This is a genomic window from Streptomyces sp. NBC_01016, assembly GCF_026341035.1.
Taxonomy (GTDB): Bacteria; Actinomycetota; Actinomycetes; order Streptomycetales; family Streptomycetaceae; genus Streptomyces.
In genome coordinates, this window is the sequence record NZ_JAPEOQ010000002.1 from 2,337,284 (window position 1) to 2,357,456 (window position 20,173).

Annotated in this window: 19 protein-coding genes and 2 pseudogenes; 15 read left to right on the plus strand and 6 right to left on the minus strand. The window is 66.4% G+C overall.

The features are described 5' to 3' along the window. The first annotated feature begins 84 nt into the window (after nucleotides 1–84). From OG746_RS37430 to OG746_RS37445, 4 genes are all read left to right on the plus strand, one after another. Nucleotides 85–489 (plus strand): hypothetical protein, encoded by a 405-nt coding sequence (locus OG746_RS37430; RefSeq protein ID WP_266722880.1) that lies wholly within the window; start codon nucleotides 85–87, stop codon nucleotides 487–489. A gap of 104 nt (nucleotides 490–593) precedes the next feature. Further along, nucleotides 594–1,064, plus strand: a complete 471-nt coding sequence (locus OG746_RS37435) for a hypothetical protein (RefSeq protein ID WP_266722882.1) — start codon at nucleotides 594–596, stop codon at nucleotides 1,062–1,064. 534 nt (nucleotides 1,065–1,598) lie between these two features. Continuing rightward, complete coding sequence (locus OG746_RS37440; RefSeq protein WP_266722884.1) at nucleotides 1,599–2,060, plus strand: hypothetical protein; 462 nt, start codon at nucleotides 1,599–1,601, stop codon at nucleotides 2,058–2,060. A gap of 57 nt (nucleotides 2,061–2,117) precedes the next feature. Continuing rightward, entirely contained in the window at nucleotides 2,118–2,768 is a 651-nt protein-coding gene (locus tag OG746_RS37445; protein WP_266722886.1) for a prepilin peptidase, read from the plus strand. A gap of 60 nt (nucleotides 2,769–2,828) precedes the next feature. Here OG746_RS37445 and OG746_RS37450 read toward each other — a convergent pair whose 3' ends face one another. Beyond that, the gene (locus OG746_RS37450; protein WP_266722888.1) at nucleotides 2,829–3,458 is read right to left on the minus strand and encodes an SMI1/KNR4 family protein; all 630 of its coding nucleotides are present in this window, start codon (nucleotides 3,456–3,458) and stop codon (nucleotides 2,829–2,831) included. Nucleotides 3,459–3,658: 200 nt separating this feature from the next. Continuing rightward, a complete protein-coding gene (locus OG746_RS37455) occupies nucleotides 3,659–4,264 on the minus strand; it encodes a TetR/AcrR family transcriptional regulator (protein WP_266722890.1) in 606 nt (201 codons plus the stop codon). Between the two features lie 159 nt (nucleotides 4,265–4,423). Here OG746_RS37455 and OG746_RS37460 point away from each other — a divergent pair, with 159 nt between their 5' ends. From OG746_RS37460 to OG746_RS37470, 3 genes and pseudogenes are all read left to right on the plus strand, one after another. Next, nucleotides 4,424–4,876 carry an iron chaperone gene (locus OG746_RS37460; protein ID WP_266722891.1) on the plus strand — a complete coding sequence of 151 codons (453 nt, stop codon included), beginning with the start codon at nucleotides 4,424–4,426 and terminating at the stop codon, nucleotides 4,874–4,876. A 225-nt stretch (nucleotides 4,877–5,101) separates the two neighbouring features. Beyond that, a pseudogene (locus tag OG746_RS45705) lies at nucleotides 5,102–5,274 on the plus strand (IS5/IS1182 family transposase); the annotation flags it as partial. A 111-nt stretch (nucleotides 5,275–5,385) separates the two neighbouring features. After that, nucleotides 5,386–6,015, plus strand: a complete 630-nt coding sequence (locus tag OG746_RS37470) for a DUF4291 domain-containing protein (protein ID WP_266722892.1) — start codon at nucleotides 5,386–5,388, stop codon at nucleotides 6,013–6,015. Nucleotides 6,016–6,116: 101 nt separating this feature from the next. Here the strand turns inward: OG746_RS37470 and OG746_RS37475 are convergent, their stop codons facing one another. Further along, nucleotides 6,117–6,923 carry a MarR family transcriptional regulator gene (locus OG746_RS37475; RefSeq protein ID WP_266722894.1) on the minus strand — a complete coding sequence of 269 codons (807 nt, stop codon included), beginning with the start codon at nucleotides 6,921–6,923 and terminating at the stop codon, nucleotides 6,117–6,119. Nucleotides 6,924–7,524: 601 nt separating this feature from the next. Here OG746_RS37475 and OG746_RS37480 point away from each other — a divergent pair. The 3 genes and pseudogenes from OG746_RS37480 to OG746_RS37490 all read left to right on the plus strand — a co-directional run bounded on the left by OG746_RS37480 (nucleotide 7,525) and on the right by OG746_RS37490 (nucleotide 9,763). Next, complete coding sequence (locus tag OG746_RS37480) at nucleotides 7,525–8,292, plus strand: hypothetical protein (RefSeq protein WP_266722895.1); 768 nt, start codon at nucleotides 7,525–7,527, stop codon at nucleotides 8,290–8,292. A gap of 223 nt (nucleotides 8,293–8,515) precedes the next feature. After that, a pseudogene (locus OG746_RS37485) lies at nucleotides 8,516–9,368 on the plus strand (IS5 family transposase). Beyond that, a complete protein-coding gene (locus OG746_RS37490; protein ID WP_266722897.1) occupies nucleotides 9,365–9,763 on the plus strand; it encodes a hypothetical protein in 399 nt (132 codons plus the stop codon). The pseudogene OG746_RS37485 and the gene OG746_RS37490 overlap by 4 nt, the downstream one beginning before the upstream one ends. On the opposite strand, the gene OG746_RS37495 is transcribed toward OG746_RS37490, so the two are convergent. Further along, nucleotides 9,760–10,344, minus strand: a complete 585-nt coding sequence (locus OG746_RS37495) for a GNAT family N-acetyltransferase (protein ID WP_266722899.1) — start codon at nucleotides 10,342–10,344, stop codon at nucleotides 9,760–9,762. The two genes, OG746_RS37490 and OG746_RS37495, sit on opposite strands and share 4 nt — an antisense overlap. A 339-nt stretch (nucleotides 10,345–10,683) precedes the next feature. On the opposite strand from OG746_RS37495, the gene OG746_RS37500 reads away from it, so the two are divergent. After that, the gene (locus tag OG746_RS37500) at nucleotides 10,684–11,520 is read left to right on the plus strand and encodes an IS5 family transposase (RefSeq protein WP_266725662.1); all 837 of its coding nucleotides are present in this window, start codon (nucleotides 10,684–10,686) and stop codon (nucleotides 11,518–11,520) included. Between the two features lie 37 nt (nucleotides 11,521–11,557). Further along, nucleotides 11,558–12,976, plus strand: coding sequence for an ATP-dependent nuclease (locus tag OG746_RS37505; protein ID WP_266722901.1), 1,419 nt, complete (start codon nucleotides 11,558–11,560; stop codon nucleotides 12,974–12,976). Between the two features lie 760 nt (nucleotides 12,977–13,736). Here OG746_RS37505 and OG746_RS37510 read toward each other — a convergent pair. Further along, nucleotides 13,737–16,007: a GmrSD restriction endonuclease domain-containing protein gene (locus OG746_RS37510; RefSeq protein WP_266722903.1), complete on the minus strand. Its 2,271-nt coding sequence runs from the start codon at nucleotides 16,005–16,007 to the stop codon at nucleotides 13,737–13,739. Between the two features lie 607 nt (nucleotides 16,008–16,614). Continuing rightward, nucleotides 16,615–17,223: a tellurium resistance protein gene (locus OG746_RS37515; RefSeq protein ID WP_266722905.1), complete on the minus strand. Its 609-nt coding sequence runs from the start codon at nucleotides 17,221–17,223 to the stop codon at nucleotides 16,615–16,617. Between the two features lie 230 nt (nucleotides 17,224–17,453). Between OG746_RS37515 and OG746_RS37520 the strand changes: the two genes are divergently transcribed. From OG746_RS37520 to OG746_RS37530, 3 genes are read left to right on the plus strand one after another with little or no spacing between them, the layout of a single operon-like run. Further along, nucleotides 17,454–18,860, plus strand: a complete 1,407-nt coding sequence (locus OG746_RS37520; protein ID WP_524540520.1) for a hypothetical protein — start codon at nucleotides 17,454–17,456, stop codon at nucleotides 18,858–18,860. Beyond that, the gene (locus OG746_RS37525; RefSeq protein WP_266722908.1) at nucleotides 18,857–19,345 is read left to right on the plus strand and encodes a hypothetical protein; all 489 of its coding nucleotides are present in this window, start codon (nucleotides 18,857–18,859) and stop codon (nucleotides 19,343–19,345) included. The genes OG746_RS37520 and OG746_RS37525 overlap by 4 nt, the downstream gene beginning before the upstream one ends. A 35-nt stretch (nucleotides 19,346–19,380) precedes the next feature. Beyond that, the gene (locus OG746_RS37530) at nucleotides 19,381–20,055 is read left to right on the plus strand and encodes a vWA domain-containing protein (protein ID WP_266722910.1); all 675 of its coding nucleotides are present in this window, start codon (nucleotides 19,381–19,383) and stop codon (nucleotides 20,053–20,055) included. Nucleotides 20,056–20,173: the final 118 nt, after the last annotated feature.

The window sequence follows — 20,173 nt, forward strand, 5'->3', positions numbered from 1 at the left end:
CCCGCCACCCGGACCCACGAACACACCACACCGACTCCGGCCCGCCGCACATCACCGGTCCAGGACACAAGGAGAGACACCGCCATGCGCGTCACCGACCGAGACATCCTCACCATGATCCTCAACGCCACGCGCGCCGACTCCGCAACGGACTGGCACCTCATCGGTGACGCCCTCTACGCCCCGGGTTCCCCGACGAATCCCCAACTCGTCATCAGCGCCGCGATCTTGCGGACCGACCGCACCAAGACCGCGATCGCCCTCACCCTCCACGCCCTGCACCACGAACACGGCGAACTGGACCGCACCCGCCTCAACTTCGACCAGGATGGCGACCCCTTCGAGGTCGTCATGCTCAACCACACCAACGGCACCGTCCGCCCGGGGCCGAGGCTGGCCACCTGGTGGCAGCAGGCGGAGGCATACCTACACCTGTGGCAGCAGGCCCCAGGAACGCAGCCCAGCCCGGCCAGCGGCCCCCGCGAGTGAATTCGCGCGCTGAACGTCCCGTGAAGGGCTGGTCGTGCCCACCCAGCCCTGCGCCACCGCACCAATGCACACCAGCCTGCCTTCACCCCGCCACGGAGGCCGCCATGACCGAACACCCCACCAGTAGCATCAAGGGCACCGCCGCCCGCAGTAAAGGCCCTGCCCCGCGCCCCAGTTCACCGCCAACCCCTGGCATCGAGAGTGAGTCACCCTCGGGTCCGGGCAGTGCCCTCCTGCACACCGTGCTCGGTCCGCACGGCTACCGGAGGCTCATCCAGCACCGCCGCCACCAGCACACCGCACTGGGCGCACTCGCCGACCTCATCTGCACCACTGCCCAGGAAGCCGACCGCCTCCACGCACAACTGCGCCGCCACGCGGCCCATGCCCACGACCGATACCGCGACGCCCTTGCAGCTCGGGGCGGGTACATCGAGAACGCAGAGATCACCGCGATCCAGCAGCACCCCGGTCACGCCGCCACCCTCTACGCGGCCCGACTCGGCCAGCAACTGCGCCAGCTGGAAAGCGTCCTGGACGCCTACCGCACTATCGAGCCCTCAACCGGCATCTGACACCTACGTGGGGTGAGCCACCGGCTCGCCCCACGCACACGCCCGCACGCGCAACTCGTCACGACCGATGGGAGGGCGCCCGGCGGTCATCCACCTCAACGCACCGTCCCAGGGCCCGCACGCCGAGGGGATCCCCGCACTGTCTGGCCGGGCTGCGCGGCGGAGGCCGACGCCACGTCGCAGTTCGCCCCGTGATGTCGCGGCGGGAAGTCCGTCAACCGAGAGACGTGCGGCTGAAGTTGGCAACCGCCCGCGGGCGCCGTTGGGATCACCCGATGTGGTGGTCGCGCTGACGGCAGCGGTCGGCGGCCGGGCGGCGTGGACACAATCGCAGTGAGTCGTCCCTCCGCGGTGTTCTCGTCCCGCCGGGGCCGCACATGAAGGACAGGAAGGAGCGGACAACTGATCCTGCGTACCGCCCCGCCAGCGCGTCCCGGAAACGAACCTGCCTCGGCGTTCGTACCCTCGCCGACGCCACGCGTGCCGCCCCCTGGCCATGCCATGCCAACACCACTGCTGCGCACGGAGGCCGGGATGCCGCACTCCGCCGTTCACCGACCGTACCGACGCGACGTCCGCCGACTGCTCCTCGCGACCCGGCGCCTCCTCCAAGCAAACGAAGACGATGCCCACGGAGGACTCGCCGCTGTCCTGGCACAAGCTGCTGACAGTTTCGATGACGCCGACCCACTGCAGGCGCCGGCGTCGTGGATCGTCCGCGAGGCGGCGGCCCTCCTGCTGCGGCATGCGGATCCCGACGGGCCGACGCGGCTGACGGACCCGGACCTGCTGCGCCATCTCTCCGTCCTGGACGGCCTCGCTGTAAAGGCGCTCGTGCGGCTGCTCGACGACGTGACCACCACGCTTTCGGTGCGCCCGGTCATCGAACTGGCCCTGCCGGAACCACCTCAAAGAGACGCGACGGAACAGGGCCACGTGGAGCGCGGCGAGTCCGACCCTGACCGGTCGGGGGTGCAGCGTGGACGAGCAGGGTGAAGCGTCGGTAATCGGCCTGCGGTGCACCTCGCCGGTGACTGGGAAGCGGAGGTCGGCATGCTCGTGATCCTGGCAGGCGTGTACAGCCTCATCGCCGGGCTAGCGGCGCCCAGGGCGGTGGACTTCGCCACCGGCGGATCCAGCTCTGCGCAGTCGCCTGCACGGCGGGGGCCGGGCTATGGCCTGGGGAGCGGCGCGGTGTTGTGCGGGGTGTGTGCCAGTACGGCATACACGGTCGGCTGGCGCCCGGAGTTGGTGCTCTGGCTGGTGGTCGCTTGGCTACTCGTCGTGCTGGCGTGCGTCGATCTGGCGGTGCGCAGGCTGCCCGACGTGATCACGTTGCCGTTGGCGGCCCTGGTCGTTGCCGGCCTCGCGCTGGCCTCCCAACTCCCGCGGACTGGTGGCTCGTTCGGTGCCGCCATACTGGGCGGTGCCCTGTTGGCGGGCAGCTACTTCCTGCTGTTTCTGGCCGTGCCGGACGGGATCGGGTTCGGTGATGTGAAGACCGCGCTGACGACCGGCGCCATCGCGGGCTGGTATGGCTGGCACCCCTTCGTGGTCGGGGCGTTGACGGCGCCACTGCTGGGTGTGGGGTACGTGCTGGTGGTGCGGATGCGCCGTGCCGCCCAGGGCGCGGTGGCGTTCGCGTATGGCCCGTTCCTGGCCCTCGGGGCGTGGGTCGCGGTGCTGGTCGGGGCGGTCAGATAGCCGGTGATTGTCACGCGCACTACGCGGTAGCGCCGGTTCGTGGGCTTTGCCCCGCATGTCTCACCTGGCAAGCGGCCGCCACAATGCCCGCTCATCAGGATCAGTGGGTGTACCCCACGTCAGCGCTCCGTCGATCAACCCTGGCTTCGCGCCGGTGGCCAAGGACGGCACTTCGAGGACGTCGGCCATCTCCTCCAAGTAGCACGACAGTGACTCGAACTCCACAGCCCGCTCGGCGTACTTGCTCCACGACCACAGCTTCCCGGTTTCCGCATCCAGACAGAGGCCGAAGAGGCGATCTGTGTCTGAGCAGAACGGGACCCACGAAGCGCGCCACAGCAGAAACTCCTCACCTGGCTCACTGCGACGGTTATTCAACTCGTCCTCATGCTGCTGCATCTCCAGCATGCTCCGGTACTTTCGGATCACCGAATCGAACTTCATCGGCGCCCAGTTACCCAACAAGAACCGCACCCACGGGCCGGGCAGCACTCCCGAACAGTGGCGCCACAAGGCCCTGAGCCCCGCCGGGATACGCACGCCCAGTTCCTGCTGCAGGGCATCGATCTCTGCATCGGACGCTCCGGGAAGGAGCTTGTCCGTGGTCGCCGGAGCGTGCTGATGCAGCCACGACTGACTGGATACGGCGCCAGGCGTCAGCGACCTGGCGTTCCTCCATGGCTTGCGCATGCCGTATGTCATCACTCACGGCCGACACGTTATCCAGCGACACCGCTTGAGTAGCTGTATCTCTACCGCTCATGGGGTGTGCAGGTCGAAGGAGGGTCCTGGTTGAGTGGCCTTGCGGTGGAACACGCGTGCCCGCCTTGCGCGGGGACGGTGTTGTACGGCTGCGACCTGTCCGACCTTCAGATGGGGGCGGGACCGATTTACGCGGTCGAGGCTTCCCGGCCGGTTCCGTAGGCGGCCATGAACATATCCAGCAATCCGTCGACCGCCTCCTCGTCGATGGGGCGGGTCGACAGCAGGCTGCGGTAGTACAGCGTGCCGCACAGCACCTCGGCGGCGAACTCCAAATTCGCTTCCGCGATCAGTTCACCGGCGCGCTGGGCACGGACGATTCGATCGAGTGTGCTCTGCTCCACGGTGGCCAGGAACCGCTCGTGCAACGTCGCGCGCAGCCGGGAGTCGGCCTGAGCCTCGGCGATGACGGCGCGGTAGACGGGGCCGATCGGTGGGCCGGAGAGGGCGCGGCCCGAGCGGAGGAACTGCTCACGCAGATCCGCACGCACATTCCCGATGTCGCGGTAGTCCAGGTCGCTGGTCCACACGCGGCTGAGCGCGTCGAGCAGCAATGCGGGCATGGACGGCCAGCGTCGGTAGATCGTGTGTTTTCCGACCCCGGCCCGTCGGCCGACCGCCTCGATGCTCAGACCCGCGTAGCCGACCTCCGCAGCCAGATCGAGTGTTGCCTGCAGCAGCTCGTCGGTGCGCGCGGCGCCTCGGCGCCTCGGTGTGGCGGGCGTATTGGTCATGCCACCACCCTAACGGCACGAGGCGTGCCGTTGACAATGGCGCGGGCTGCGCGCCATAGTCACACTCGATCGGCACGGCCCGTGCCGATAGCGAGAGGGTGGCATGCCGCCCCGCGCGACCAAGTGCCGGCACGTCTGGCCTTCGCAGGGAGATCTCCTATGAGCAGCACCGAACTCAGCGCGCACGAGGGATTTACGGCCGAGGAACGAGCCGCAATGAAAGACCGTGCCCGCGAGTTGAAGACGGCTGCGCGCCGCAGCTCGCGTGCGGACGAGGCGGCGGAGGCGAAGCGGGACGTACTCGCGAAGATCGCCGAGATGCAGGACTCCGACCGGGTCATGGCTGAGCGCGTCCATGCCGTCATCACCGCCAGCGCCCCGACCCTCGCACCGAAGCTCTGGTACGGGATGCCCGCCTACGTGCTGGACGGCAAGGTGGTGTGCTTCTTCCAGAGCGCAGAGAAGTTCAAGGAGCGCTACGCGACGCTCGGGTTCAGCGACCAGGCGAAGCTGGACGAGGGCACTATGTGGGCGGCCGGTTTTGCCCTGACCGAGGTGACGGCCGAGGCGGAGGCTCGGATCGGTGCGCTGGTGAAGCAGGCGGTGAGCTAAGAAGCCGTATCTCAAATGACCATGGATGGTGCGGGGCGAACAGGCCTCCCGCCGGGGTGATCTTCCCGCTGTACACGCATGAAGGCTGACACCTCACGTTGTTATGCCGTCAAGGCTCCGGGAAGAGTCTTTCAAGCACGGCGCGGTCGTAGAGTCGCTGGTGCCACTGGTTGGCGTGGGTCCTGGGCTGGTGATCAGGGCGGGGGGCTCGGCCGGTCCCGCCACGGTCCTCGTCGGCGCAGGCCCGCCAAGCTCCACGCCGACAAGAGTTACGACTACGGTCACCTGCGGAAATGGCTGTCTCGTCGCGACAGCCGGCACCGCATCGCCCGCAAAGGCGTCGAAACCTCGCAGCGACTCGGCCGCACCGCTGGACCGTCGAACGCGCCATGGCCTGGCTGCCGGCTGCCGCAGACCCCACCGCCGCGACGAACGGAAGGCCGACCACTTCCTCGCCTGCCCCCTCATCTGCTGCCGCAGACTCGGTGGCCTCCCGTCGCGGTAATTCGATGGCGTGCGCGAAGACGTGTGATCAACCTGGTCCAGTGACAGAACCCAAGCACCGGATCCGAGCCCTGCACACGGATCGCACGATCACCGTCTACCAGGCGTACTCGCCGGTGATCGGTCTGGCGGCCGCCCGGGGCGGCCGTTTCCCAACGGAGTGGCAGCGGGACCGGATGACGTGGATCAAGCCGTCGTTCCTGTGGATGATGTACCGCTGCGGGTGGGGCAGCAATGAAGGCCAGGAGAGTGTCCTCGCAGTCGAGATCACCCGGGAGGGTTTCGAGTGGGCACTGCGACACGCCTGCCTGTCCCACTACGAGCATGGCCTCCACACCGACCGCGCCACGTGGAAGCGCCAGCTGAAGCGAGCCCCCGCCCGGGTGCAATGGGACCCCGAACGCGACCTGTACCTTCAGCCGCTTCCGCACCGATCCCTACAACTCGGTCTCACCGGCGAAGCCGCACATCTCTATGCCGACGAGTGGATCGTCTCCATAACCGATGTCACACCGCTGGCCCGCATGATCCACGCCCATGTACGAGCCGGAGAGCTGGACGTCGCCCGGCGACTCCTGCCGGGCGAACGTCCCTACCCAGTGATCGACGAGGCACTGGCCCACCTGCACCGATAGGTCGATACCGCCAAATGAGATGACGTTTAAACAGGTCGTGCACACGCAGGAGTTCGTTGGGGCGGGGCCCAAGGCCCCGCCCCAACGAGTCTTGTGATCCGTTAGGCGTCGGAGTTGGTGGTGGGTGCGGCGGGACGGGCGAGTCGATAGGTGCGCGGCCTGTCGCTGACCTGTTCGGCGATGTGCTGCTTGGTCAGTGTGACCAGGGCGTTGGCGATGGCGCCCGAGGACTTCTCGATGATGCGGCTGATCCGGGTGGCGGTGAACGCCTCTTCCGGGTGGGTCTGCAGGTGCTCGATCACCATCTGGCGTAGCCCGCCGGGCGCCAGCCGTCGCTTGCCGTCCGCTTCGGCGGGCGGAACAGGGGCACGACCGGTCGTCGTCGGCGCCAGCGGCTCGGCCGCAGATGCCTCCTTGCCGGGCTGTGCGGCGCTGCCCTCGTGAGCGTCATCGCTCACGGGCTCGCACTCGCGGGCGTCGCCGTCCACCTTCGAAACTGAAAGCGCCCCGAGGGCAGCAGAGTTGGTCGAGTGCGTGGAGTTCTCGGCCGGAACGAATTCCAGATCGATGCTCTCGTCGTGGGGCGCGGGGGCATCAACTGCGGATTCGTGGGTGGTGGCGGCCGGGTGCCAGCGGTCGGGAGTGCGTCCGGTGCCTGAGTGGCCGCCCCGCTTGCGCTCCGCCAGCCCGGCTTCCTCCAGGACGGCCAGGGCCTTGCCGGTGGTGGAGCGGCCCAGCCCAGCAGCGAGGGAGAGTTCGGCGGTGGTGGCTCCGTCGGGGTGGGCCGCCAGTTCGGCGTGGACGGCGGCGGGTGCGCCGCTCAGTGAGGGCAGTGGCTCGGGTGCGTGCGTCGGGGCGGGGTGCAGTACGTGTACCGAGGCGGTGGTGGGGGTTTGGGTGTCGGACATGGTGGGGCCTCAACTTCCGGCAATTCGATATGGGTTGGGTGAGGTCCCCGGCCGGGGTGCGGTGCGTGCGGCACCGCGGTGTCCGATCGGGTGCGTGCGCTGCGCGGAGATCCCGATCGGAGCCGGTCCGATGCCGGAGGGTTCACCGATGGTGAACCGCTCGGCAGTGGGCCGGTTCGACCATGGACGCTCCATGGGGTGTTGGCTGTCAAGCACAGTCGGGAAAGACTCTGTGCTGGTCAACCAGGCCGGGTGTGGCTCATGGACGCTTGTTGTGCGTGGCTCGAGAAGAGTGGCCGCTCGGCGTCGGTGGGAGTCCTGGCCTGCTGATTGAGATGTGCGTTCTGGTCGCTGTCTATGGAGCTGACGGCGGGATTCTCGAACAGCGGCACGAGTCTTGGCGTAAAGAGGAGTTGGGCATGACGCAACGGCACAACGTGATCTGGGGTGGCATCGACGTCGGGCAGAACCACCACTGGATGTTGATGCCGGTTCCGGGCAGGTGCGGAAGGGGCTGACGGTAGGCTCGATGCCCGCGTTCCCGACCCGGTCGGCGGCGCGCGGACGGGGGACGGCCCGCGAGCACTCAGGGAGCGGTGCAGTGGATGTACTGACGTTGGTGTCCGCGCTCGTGGCGCTGGCCGGCGCTGCCACGACGGCGGTGCTCGGCTACTGGACGCAGCGACGCCTGCGTCTTGTCGAACAGCGAAACCTGATGGACTCCTACGGGGCCTCGCTGGCCTGGGCCGCATACGACCTGCAGTCCAGGTTGTACAACATCCTGCGCGGCCATGAGACCGATCGCTCGCAGGGCCCGCATCACGGATTCGTGAGTTCCTTCCATGTGCAAGGCACGCCGAAGCAGCGGGAGTTCGTGCGCCGGAGCACTGTGTTCGTGCTCGCCGAGTACCTGGGGTGGGTGGAGATTCTCCGGCAGGACATCCAGTTCCTCGACCTCGGACAGTCACGGGCCAATCGGAACGCCGTAGAGATCATCTCGTCCATCAGCACCGCTCTGAACCGAACTGTTTCTGCGGGCGACGACATACTGCGTCTCTGGCGCGCCGAGCAACGGGCCATCGGAGAACTGATGGTGCACCCGCATGGAGAGCCAGGCCGTCGCAAGTGCCTGGGCTACGCCGAGTTCTGCGAGAAGCTCGAGGCTGATGACGTGTTCCGCCGGTGGTTCACTCCGCTCCTCGAGGACATCGACCGGCTCGCTGAGGACACCGCGCAGGCTGCACCCCGCCTCGCAGAGCTCCAGCAGAAACTCATCAACCTCATCGACGTGCTGGATCCGAAGGCAGAGCGATTCCCGCAGTTTCGTCAACGGACCAGCGCGGACCTGAGGGCCGGAAGGGGTGATTGAAACGCTTGCTCCAGGAGCCCAGTGCGGCCCCCGATCTGCTGGAGCTTCTGTTCGTCATGGTCGGTCAGTTGGTGTGAGCGGGCTCGGCCGCAACGCGTCCGAGGTGTGACTTCACTCCTGAGAGGTCGTTAAGTCCGATCTTCCTCAGTTCGTGATCGCTCGATCGTGGTACTGATCGTCGCGCAGGCCGCCTGCTAGGCATGTCCATGTTGAGATGCGAGGCATGGAGCGAGAGCCGTACCCGAGCGACTTAGCGAACAAGCAGTGGGCGTTGATCGAGCCGATGATCACGGCCTGGAAGCAGGACCGGGTGGCGCGGTCGGCGACCGGGGATCCCGGGGCCTGCGATCCGAGGGAGGTCGTGAATGCGATCTTCTATCAGAACCGGACGGGCTGCCAGTGGCGCTATCTGCCCCATGACTTCCCGGCCTGGTCGGCGGTTTTCTACTACTTCACGTTGTGGCGCGAGGAGGGGCTCGACCAGCGGATCCAGGGACTCCTGCGCTGCCAGGTGCGGGAGAAGGCCCGGCGATTAGGACCCGTCCCTCGTGATCATCGACACCCAGTCTGTCCGCGCGGCCGCGGGCGTCCCGAAGACCACGACGGGACTGGACGCCAACAAGAAGGTGTCGGGCCGCAAGCGGGGACTGGCCGTCGACGTACTGGGGCTGATCATCGGCGTCGTCGTGCTGGCCGCCTCCGCCCACGACAATGCCGCCGGCACCGCCCTGCTCGACCAGGCGGCCGAGCAATGTGGGATGCGCCTGGAGAAGGCCCTGGTGGACCAGGGCTTCAAGGACGAAGTGCTCATCCACGGCGCCCTGCTGGACATCGACGTCCAGGTCGTCCGCCGCAACCCGGACGACCAGGGCAAGGGCTTCGTCCCGCAGCCCAAGCGGTGGATTGTGGAGCAGGTCAACGGCACGTTGATGCTCCACCGGCGCCTGACCCGCGAGTACGACCACCGGCCCGACACCTCCGCCTCGCGCGTCTACTGGGCGTCCATCGCGAACATGGCCCGCCGCCTCACCACACCGAGTCCTGCCTGGCGCGACAGTCTCGGGCTGGCCGCGTGAACGTCATCGAGCTCCTGGCGGACCTCCAGGCCCAGCACGACGAGACCACGGCCCGGGCCGGTGAACTACGCGACCGGATCGAGCACTTGACCGCCACTCTGGCCGAGACCGAGGCCCGACTCGCGGACCTGGCCACCACCCGGAAGGTCATCGCCGAACTCGCCCCGGCCGGGACCGAGGCCGACCCACCCGAGACGAACACCGCCTACCAGGCCATCGTGAACGCCTTCAACCAGCACCCCGGCCAGGCATTCAGAGCCCGTGAGCTGCACGAACTCCTCGGCATGCTCACCGACGAGGCGACCGTCAACATCACCCGCAGCCGCCTCGGACGCCTCACACGCCAAGGCTTCCTCACCCAACCCGGACGAGGCCGCTACCAGAAAAGGACTTAACGCCGCACTTCACGGGCTGGAATCGTCACGGCCGTCGGCCGCCACTCTCGCCTGAGCAAACCGAACACCCACGAGTCGGAGACCTCGCCGTTCACCACGCAGTCCTCCCGCAACGTCCCTTCACGCACGAACCCGATCTTCTCCAGGACCCGGGCAGATGCCGCGTTGCGCGTATCGGCCTCGGCCTGAACTCGATTCAGGTCCAGCGTGTCGAATGCCCACTCCAGCACGGCGTGCGCGGCCTCCGTCGCGTAACCGTGGCCCCACATCGCATCGTCGAGGACGTAGCCCAACGACGCGCTGCGGTAGTCCTCGTCCCATTTGGTCAGACCACACCAGCCGACGAAGGCCCCGTCAGAAGCACGGTCGATGGCCACCCGCGCCCCGGTACCTTCGTCCGCCATCTTCCGGCACATCGCGATGAAACGCTCGGCGCGGGCAGGTTCGGTCCATGGCGGGGAGTCCCAGTAGCGCATCACGTAGGTGCTGCTGTGCAGCGCGAAGAGAAGGGCCGCATCAGCGTCGGTGAAGGGCCGAAGTCGCAGGCGAGCGGTGTGCAGTACGGGGGTGTCCAAAGTCATGCACACCATCTTGTGTTCTCACGCGCGAGCAGAACACCGAATATCCGATCCCGGTCCGGCCCTCACGCAACTAGAAACGGACTTAACGTCCTCTGAGAGGACGTTCGTGTCATTTACGTGATGGTTTGGGGTAGTTCTGTAGCGCCGGGATTAGCTGCATACAGGCAGAACAGGCGATTTGCGTCCGCGGCGTCGACGGGTGTGACCTTGCGATTCCCCCCGATAGCAGCCGATACCTCCTGTCCGGCTCGAAGAACCTGCCGAATACGGCTTTTGCCTCGCTCGATCGAGCGATATGCCCGGGTAGGGACCTCGTGCATGGGTATCCCCATGACCGCTTTGCAGCCGCGCCTGCCGTACCTGAGTGATCTCTCCGATGCCCGCTGGGCGTTGATGGAGCCGGCCTTGTCGGCCTGGCGGGCCGAGCGCCAGAAGACCTCGCTCAACCTCGGCGGCAAGGTCACTGACCTGCGAGAAGTCATGAACGCGATCCTCTTCCTTAACCGGACCGGCGTCCCCTGGCGCTACCTTCCGCACGACTTCCCGCCGCACACCACCGTATTCGGCTACTTCAGCGCCTGGAGTGCAGACGGCACCATCGAGAAACTCGGCCTCCATCTGCACCGGATGGTGCGTGAGCAGGCAGGACGCACCGCCGAACCCACCGCTTGCGTGATCGATGCGCAGAGCGTCAAGACCGCGACCAGCGTTCCCGCCGACACCCAGGGAACGGACGCCGGGAAGAAGATCGTGGGCCGCAAGCGCAGCATTGTGGTCGACACTCTCGGCCTGTTACTGCTGGTCATCGTGACCGCGGCCAGCGTCTCGGACAACGAGGCCGGCAAGCAGCTCCTCACTCAACTCGCCGCCGACCACCCCACGATCACCAAGGCGTGGGTCGACACCGGCTACAAGACCAAGGCCATCGAGCACGGCGCCGCCCTCGGCATCGACGTCGACGTAGTCCCGCGAAATGAGCAGGTCAAAGGCTTCTCCGTGATCGCCAGGCGCTGGGTAGTCGAGCGAAGTTTCGGATGGATCATGATGCACCGCCGGCTCGCCCGCGACTACGAGACCAAACCCGCACACTCCGAAAGCATGATCCGCATCGCGATGATCTCGACCCTCGCGAAACGAGCAACCGGCGAAACGCCCATAACCTGGCACAACCCGTGAACTATCCAGTTTTCAACTGGAACGTCCTCTCAGCGTCGTGACAAAGGGCGACGGCAGCGCGTCCGACGAACGGCTGGTTGAGGTGCGGGAGATCGAGTCGCGGATCCAGGACAACCTCCAGGAGTCCTTCCCTCGTGCCCGTGTGCGTCTCGACATCCCGCCACCGCGGCTGCGGTCCCTGTTGGACGAGGCGCAGATCGACGTCGACGACGGCATCAGCGGACCGTTCAAGACGAAGGGTGACGGCCTGCGCAGGTCGGTGGCGTTCGCGATGCTGCGTTCGTACGTGGACCTGAAGGCCAAGCGCCCGGCAAGGTCGTACACCGCTCAGCGGCCCAGCATCCTGCTGTTCGAGGAGCCCGAGGTCTTCCTGCACCCACAGGCGCAGCGCAAGCTCTTCGAGACCCTTGCCGCGTTCTCCGAGTTCAACGACGTGCTGGTCACCACGCACTCGTCGGCCTTCGTCCAGCCCGGGAAGCTGCGAACCTTCGTGAAGGTGGTCAAGGACCACGCTCGGCGGCCGCCCGCCAGCCGGACCTGCGTCGTCGACCTGGCCGACATGAACGCCCGCGACCAGTTCGAGATCATCACGCACGAGAACAACGAGGCGGCCTTCTTCGCCAATTCCGTGCTGCTCGTGGAGGGCCCCAGCGACCGCACCCTCGTCTCCCACATCGCGCGCACGCTCAGCCCGCAATGGGACTTCGACAAGCAAGGTGCCGCCATCGCCGTGGTCGAGGGCAAGGGAAGCATCGAGCGCTACCGGAAGTTCTTCCAACGGTTCGAGATGCGAGTCGCGGTCATGGCGGATCTGGATGTAGTCATTTCCGGGTTCGAGAAACTGGGCGCCAGCGCCGAGTGCCGCAAGTTGAAGGGCCGGGTCATGGACAAGGTCAAGCAGCTGGTGGCGGACGTGGACACCAATCCCTCCGACAAGAACAAGAAGGTGAAAGGGATCCGTACCAGCGGCAGCGCCCTTGAACTGTGGGAGCGTGCGCGACGCAAGAGCGAGCGGCACGCCCAGGGCCTGTGTACGTTCACGGAGTTGGACGCTGCGGTCACGGAGTTCTTCGCGCGCTCCGAGGAGGGCGCACAGCGAAGGACCCTGGAGAAGGCCGAGGACCCGGAACTGCGTCGGATGAAGGCCGATCTCCTGCGGATGCTCCGCCAAGAGGACATCTACGTGTGGGAACGCGGAGCCATCGAGGCCTACTACCCGGATCCTGAGGCGAACGAGTCCAAGAACAAGAACGACCGTGCCCGCCGGTTCTGTCAGCACTACACGACCGCCGAGGACATCCGTGGGCTTCCGGTCTTCAAGGCATCCGCCGAGTGCGAATTCGACCTCATCTTCCAGGCCTTCTTCAGGACATCGCAGGTGGACCCGGGAGAAGCGGATGTTCCCCGGCAGACCCCGGTAGACGGCCCCGGCGCCTCGGCCTCCATCCGCGATTGAGGGCGCGGCAACCGGTCGGCCAAGGGCGTTCCACGGCCGGGCGGAGGCCCGTGAATCACGCACACCTCCACCGTGAGCGGCCCCGTCTCCACCGCATCCATCGGATCGAACCGGAGAGCGGTCGGCCGGCGCCCAGTATCAGGTGTCTTCGTCGGGTGATGCGCAGCGAACCCCGTCCGACATCACAGGCAAAGCGCCGTCCCACTGTTCCCTACCGGCTCGCAGGCGTGCTGCTGCGGCTGTGTCGAGCCAGGTCTTGGGTGCCATTCGCCGGCCTCGCTGAGACGCGGGGTACGGAGTCGTGGAGGGCGCGCGGCATCGCCGGTGCAGCTCATGGCCAGAGTCCGCTGTATCTCAATTCCGACGTTAGGTTCGAGAACCGTTCCCTCGGTGCCACTGACAGCTGACGAGCCGACACCAATCTGCCCGCCCGTGCTTTGCCGGCGCAGGGCTTTGAGCTGCTCTGGGTTATGTAGAGGCCGCGGACTGCCCTGAGCCGGGTGGAGCCGAGCCGCTCGGTTTCACGCTGCAGGCGCTGCTCGCAGTGCGACTTCGATGGGCAGCACGTGGTCGAGCGCTGAGTAGGCGTTCCTCGTTGTGCCATGTGACCCGCTGGCATATCGCCCGTAGCTGTCGGCGACCGACCCGGCCCAGGTCCCGATCTCGGAGGTGACCCGCTCGATCATCGGAATGAGCGGTGCGTCCCGCGGTCGGCGTGCGGGAGTCCAGAGGTCTCGGGACGGCTCACAGGGTTCGTCCGCTACCCCCAGTGCTGCGTCTGGTAGTTGACCATGTCGTCGCCGTGGAGCTGCTTCGATGCGTTGCCGATGCGTACCCAGAACTCTGTCGCCGTCCGTCCGCCGTCCGGTTTGGCGAATACGGGTTTCCCGGAAGCCGCGACGGAGACGGCGCACACCTCGTTGCCGTCGACGGTTTCGTAGCGGATCCGCACGAGGCCGGCGGTCTGCTGGGAAAGGTTGGTGTCCAGAAGCTGCCGGAGCCAGAGTTCATAGCCGTCCTGGGTGCCCCGCGGTCCGAGGGTCTTCCAGTCCGAACCGAGACCGAGAACGTTTCCGTTGTCGTCGACACCGATGAGTAGAGCGCCGCCTTCGGCGTTCAGGAGGGCACACACGGTCTTGACGATGACGTGCTCAAGCTTGCGGTCGAGCTGTCCGGCCCTGATGCTCCATCGTGCCGTGGACTTGAACTCGACGGTCTGGGACTCGCCGGCTTCGATCAGGTCCGCGACTGTTGCAGAGGGTGAGTTGGGCCGGTCGTTCCAGAGGCGGCTGAATCCGTCGCGGATGACCTGGGCCATGAGCCCTCGGCGTCGTTCCAGGAAGGTGGTGTAGTCGAGCTGTTCCCAGCCGATGGGTAGCCCGTGCCAGTACGTCTGCTGTTTCAGTCGCTCAGGCCCCAGATCGCGGGTCATGGCTGCCCAGTAGTGGTGCGGGTTGTCGGCGCCGATCTTGACGTTCTCCGGCCAGTCCATGAACGCCATGTTGGCAATGGCATTGACCTGCCTGCCATGGGTGATGCCCTGGTTGGCCAGAAAGGATTTCGGGAACAAGTGGTGGCGCTCCACCGATCGTGGTGTGACCACGTCGGGTGTCATTACATCGCGGATCTTCAATCTGCTGAACAGCAGCTCGGCATCGAGCAGGTTGAGGGCGGCGTAGTACGCGTACAGCGCTGGGGACCGGGACGCGGACGTGTCCAGGCGGTTAGGTAGGGATATCTCCCAGTAGTCCCCGGTGAAATTTGAGCGCACCATCCGGTCGAGCTCTGCGCGGAAGGCGTCGGGGGAGCCGGGCTCAAGCGCGGCGATACGGGCCAGGTCGGCTTCTAGCTGGCTCTCTGGGGAGGTGGTGTATCGGCCGGTGGTGTGGGCCATGAAGAACCAGCGGCTGATGACGGCGCGCAGGGCGGGGTAGTCCAAGGCGAAGCGACGGCGTCCGATCAGCCACAGGATGTATGTGAAGATGACCGCGTTCTCCGACGTGATCATCCTGCGGCTCCGGAATCCTGCCGCGGTCAGGCACTTCAGGTACTCGTGCCAGTTGGTCAGGTCGATGACGTCCTCGTGGGCTTGCCGCAGGAGTTCGAACTGCGCCGTGCGACGCTCGGGACTCACGCTCCCGGTTTCCAGGTCCTTGCCGCGCAGCATGCTGTACACGTGTTGCAGTCGGCCGCGGTTGAAGGCGAGTCCTACCCCGACCCGCAGTAACTGGTCAGGGCTGGGTTCCAGGAACGGGTTCCTCGGGCAGGGGCCAGTCACGGTGGGGTCGACGGCAGCTCGGCAGAAGGCCTCCAGTTCGCGGCGGCCCTTCTCCCAGTGCACCGACATCAAGGTGAGGATGAAGTCGGCCTGGTTGAGTTTCACGCCTTCGGAGTTGATGCGGACGAAGACCTCCGCGACCTGTTCCTCGTCGGCGGTCGCTCCGAGTTCGATCACTTGGAAGCGGAAATCTCGAAGGTCGCGGACTCGGTCGACTCGCTCCTCCAGCAGGTCCTGCTCGCGGTCGCTGAGTTCGCTGTCCCTACCTTCGGCGAGGCGGTTCAAGAAGGTGCGCACGGTGGACTTGTAACTGCCGTTCCACAGCGCTGTGATGTCGGCGATGAACTCGGGGTCCTTCTCAATGGCTGCGTCTGTGACCTCGAACGTCTCGTCGGCTGGGCGAAATGCAAGGCGGATGCGCCGATTCTCGAACGTCTTGGTGATCACGTGCTCCCCGGTCAGCACAGCGAACAAGGACGTCAGACGCTGCTGTCCGTCGACGACCAGCAGTCGGGGGACGCGGTCGTTGTCGCGGCCGCCGATTTGCCGCGTCCCAACCTCGGCGCCGGTCTCCCAGAACATCAGCGTGCCGACTGGATAGCCCCGGTACATCGAGTCGAACAGGTCCCTGATCTTGGCAGTCGACCAGACGAACGGACGCTGGATGTCCGGGAGGGCGACGCTGCCGTGCTTGATCTCTTCGATCAAATGAGACAAGACGTAGCCGGTGTCTCGGTACAGTGTGGCCGCCATGCGCACTACCTCCAGTGACCGGAACGGGGACAACGCCATCATCCTGTGACGGCGGCCGTGTACTGCTTTCTATCAACTACCGCTTTATGTACGCCGGTTCTACGTCGAGTTGGAGATTCGACGCGATGACGGAGCTGACAGAACCATTGTGCCGCTGGGTGTGAAAGAGACGTTCTGCCGGTTGGTGCCGCGGACAGATCCTGGCCTCAGGACCGTACTGCAAGGCGGTACGCAAGCCTTGACCGCTGCCCACACACTCCGGACCACCCGATCTGCGAACGCCAAGGTTTCTGGACCTGACGGACTGTGTCTACGTCAGCACAGTGGTGCCGCCCCACGGCGACGCCTGTGATCAAGCGTCAATTGCACGGCGAACTATTGGCGCTGGGGATCAAGGCGGCTGCTTCCACGGTATGGGGATCCTGCGGGATGCCGGGATCGACCCGGCGCCCGAACGAAGTTACGCCGCAGCCGCTGAGCCGAGGCGTGGAACAACAGCGAACCCGGTTCAGGAGCGGTCTGTCGGCCATCGTGAAGATGGGCCGGGGGATCTCACTGGAGTCGGCGCCAGGCTGGGCCGCCGAATACTGCCCGTCGTGGCCGCTGCTCAACGAGCCGGTTTCCTCCCGTACCGCCACTCGAAGCCGAACCCGTATGCGGTATCGATCTGTTGCTGGTGTGTGCGGAACAGGTGGGGAGTGAACCACGCGACCTCCCGCCGCAGATCCAGGGACTTGTCTCCTGGCGTGAGCAGGGCGATTGCGCATGCGGTGGCGCCCTTCGGGGAGTCGTCGAGGTGAATGCGCCATTCGCCGTCCGGGGCGGTGACCGTGACCACTCCGCGTAGGTGGCGAAAGTCGACTGCCCCTTCGTAGACGTACACGTAGACGAGCAGCTTGGAGAACTTGCTCCGGTGCTCCAGGCTGACTCTCAGGGTCTCGCCGTCGGATGACGACCCACTGCGGTCGTCCTGGTCGAGGCTGACATAGGGCCACTCGGAGAGCGATCCGAAAGCCTCGCCCAGGGGTTGTATCGCGATGCCCAGGCCATCACGGGTCCGCACCAGGCAGCCGAGGTCGAGGTCCGCGTCGGAAGCCGCCGACCAGTTGAGGTTGACCTGCAGTGTTCCCCGGCTCGTGATCCGGGCTCCCGGGGTGGACCTGGTCAGCTCGACCGGGTGGCGTGCAGCGGCGCCTTCGTTCCGGGGTGCCTCCACCGTGCGTGGCGTTTCACGTGACCGCGACCGTGCTGCTCCTGGTCTCAGCTGGATGACCCCACGTTGCCGCCCGTCTCCGCTCATGCTCCGCCCCCGCCCGAACTCGCTATTCGTGTACACCACGCTGACTGATGGGAATGTGGTCTATTATTGCGCACTTGGTGAAGAACTCGTGAACTTCACTGATCGTGGATACAACGGGACGGCGCTCTGCCGGACCAGGGTGGGGTATGTCCGTGGGGGGACCTCTCGACAAGAAGGTGACGGCTCGTCACCTCGAAGATCTCGCGCAGGAGGGGGTGTTGGCGCCATGCGCTGACAGCCTGCGCGAGTTGGCCGACGCGCTCGACTCCGACGAGGAGGGTGCGCTCGACGCCTGGGCCGAACTGGACCTGATGCGGCACTTCGCCAGGGCCGAGTGCGTGGCAGTGCCAGAGCCCGACCGGCGGGTGCGGCATGCCGCCCTGCTCGACTGGGTCCTCGGAGGGCTGGTCTTTCTGCCACTGCTGTTCACATGGACCGGCCTGGCGAAAGCGTCCAACGCCTACGAGGCACTGACAGGCGTGGACCCCAAGGCGGCCGGGCGTCCGTTCCTCCAGCTGTGGCAGACCGGCTTCCAGGGGAACCTGAACGGCTTCTTCCGTTTCGGGCATGTGGCGGTCGCCGGTTCTGTCGCGCTCGGCGCGCTGCTCGGGCTCGTCCTCCTGCACGGGTGGCTGCGCCGGACCGTCGAGCGCCGTGAGGAGGAGGCGGAGGAGCGCACCCGTGCGACTCTCGCCCGCCTCGTACCCACTCTCACTCGCGCACAACTCCTGCTCAACGCGCACCGGTTCGCTTCGCCGCAGCGTTTTGCCGCCGAGCTGAATTCGGCTGCCGGCCGCCTCCAGCGCATGCACACGAAGGCCATCGCCACCCAGGAACTCCTGGTGCGTGCCGCCGAGTTGGTGGGCGAGACCGTGGACAGAGCGGATCGGCGCCTGGAGCAGGCCGACGTAGCCGTAAGGCCGCTGAAGGAACTACTCGCGGACATCGAGGCTTCGGTCACGAACAGCGGCACGACGATCAAGGCCGCGGTACGCGAACTCGACGCACCGCTCACAGAAGCCGGACGCCAGCTGACCGATGCGATCAGCGGGCAACGGAAGGCCCTGGACGAATCCTTCGAGGATCTCCGGACGGCCGGCAACGAGATGCGCGACGCCCTGGTCCGGACGACATCTCAACTGGAGGTGGCGATCACCGGCAGCGGGGACGGACTGCGCTCCACACTCACGGAGGCGGCCCAGCGGATCGAGGACTCGGTGACCGGACTGGCCGCGACCCAAAGAGAGTTCACCACCGGTCTCGAGGTCGTCTCCGATGTCAACGGCCGACTGATCACCGGACTTGGGAAAGCTGCCCAACGGACCGGCGACGCCGCAGACGCCTCGCGCGAAGCCATCAGCGGCGTCGCGGCGCGCAACCAGGAAGTGCGCGACGCAGCCGACCGATTCGCCATGGTGGCCGAGTCCCTGGAGCGCGCCGTCCTGGCGGCAGCGTCCGCTCGGACGCGTTCCGAGCAAGACGGGACGCTCACAGCGGAGACGGTGCATCAGGCCGAGGATGAGGCTCGGGTCGCGATCGGCCCCGGCCAATGAGCCGCGCTGCCCGTAGGGGCTTCCGGTTCAATCCGGTGCACCTCGCCGGCTGGCTCTTCGCGGACATGCTTCTTGTGCTGGCGCTGGTGTCCATGGGCGACCGGGGCGACCCGCTGGCCGCGACGGCGACGCGGCCGACGCCCGGTGCGACGTCCCCCTCCTCGCCGAAGCCGACTCCGACCGGCGCACGGTCCGTCGAACGCAAACCGGTGAAGATCGACGTCAGGACCGCCGACGGAGCCACCGACGCCATGGTGACTCAGCTCAAGGAGAAGACCGAGCGGTACGAGGGACGGACAGCGGCCTTCGTCATCACCTTCGGCAACGCCCCGGAGACCACGGCCGGCCAGGCCTACGCGAAAGAGATCAACAAGGCGCTGAAGGTCGCTCAGCCCGACATGTTCCGAGGCGCGACGACCCGCAATTTCTGGAGTGGCGGCCCGGCAGGCTCCGCTGACCTCGAGATCTACTTCTTCACCCGCTGACGGCCCGACCGGCCTGCTCATTCACTTGGAGTGTCATGCAAATCCTGCCCTTCTACCTGGTGTGCGACGAGTCCGCGTCGATGTCCGGTGAGGCCGTGGACACCATCAACAAGGCGCTGCCCGAGCTGCACCAGGAGATCAGTGAGAACCCGACCGTTGCGGACAAGACCAGGTTCGCGCTGATCGGCTTCTCGGACAAGGCGGCCGTGCTGCAGCCGCTCGCCGACCTGAGTGAGCTGACCTCGCTGCCGTCGCTTTCCGCAGGCGGAATGACCTCCTTCGACTCCGCTTTCCGGGTGCTGAAGGACTCCATCGAGAAGGACGTCACCGCACTGAAGGCAGAAGGGCACGAGGTCTACCGGCCGGTGGTGTTCTTCCTCTCCGACGGCCTGCCCACCGACTCCGATTGGGAGTGCGCCCTCGACACCTTGAAGGACCAGTCGAAGTTCCGTTACGCCCCGAAGATCATTGCGTTCGGTATCAGCGACGCCGACCCCGCGATCATCGCCCGTGTCGCCAACTTTCGGGCCTTCATGCAGAACAAGGACTCCGTCTCCCCGGCCTCCGCGTTGCGTGAGTTCGCCAAGAGCCTGACCCGGTCCATCGTGACGTCGGCGACCAGCATGGCCGCACAGGGCGACAGCGGATTCGACCTCCAAGTGGAGGAGAAGATCGCGGACTTCACCACTCTCTCCCTCGACAAGCTGTGAGCGAACCGATGCACGACACCGAGACGATCGGCCTCTCTCCCTACTCGGGATCGGCGCCAGCGCCCCCGGGGCCAGAGGAGGAGACACCGGCGGCGGAGCCCACGGCCGAGACGGAGCC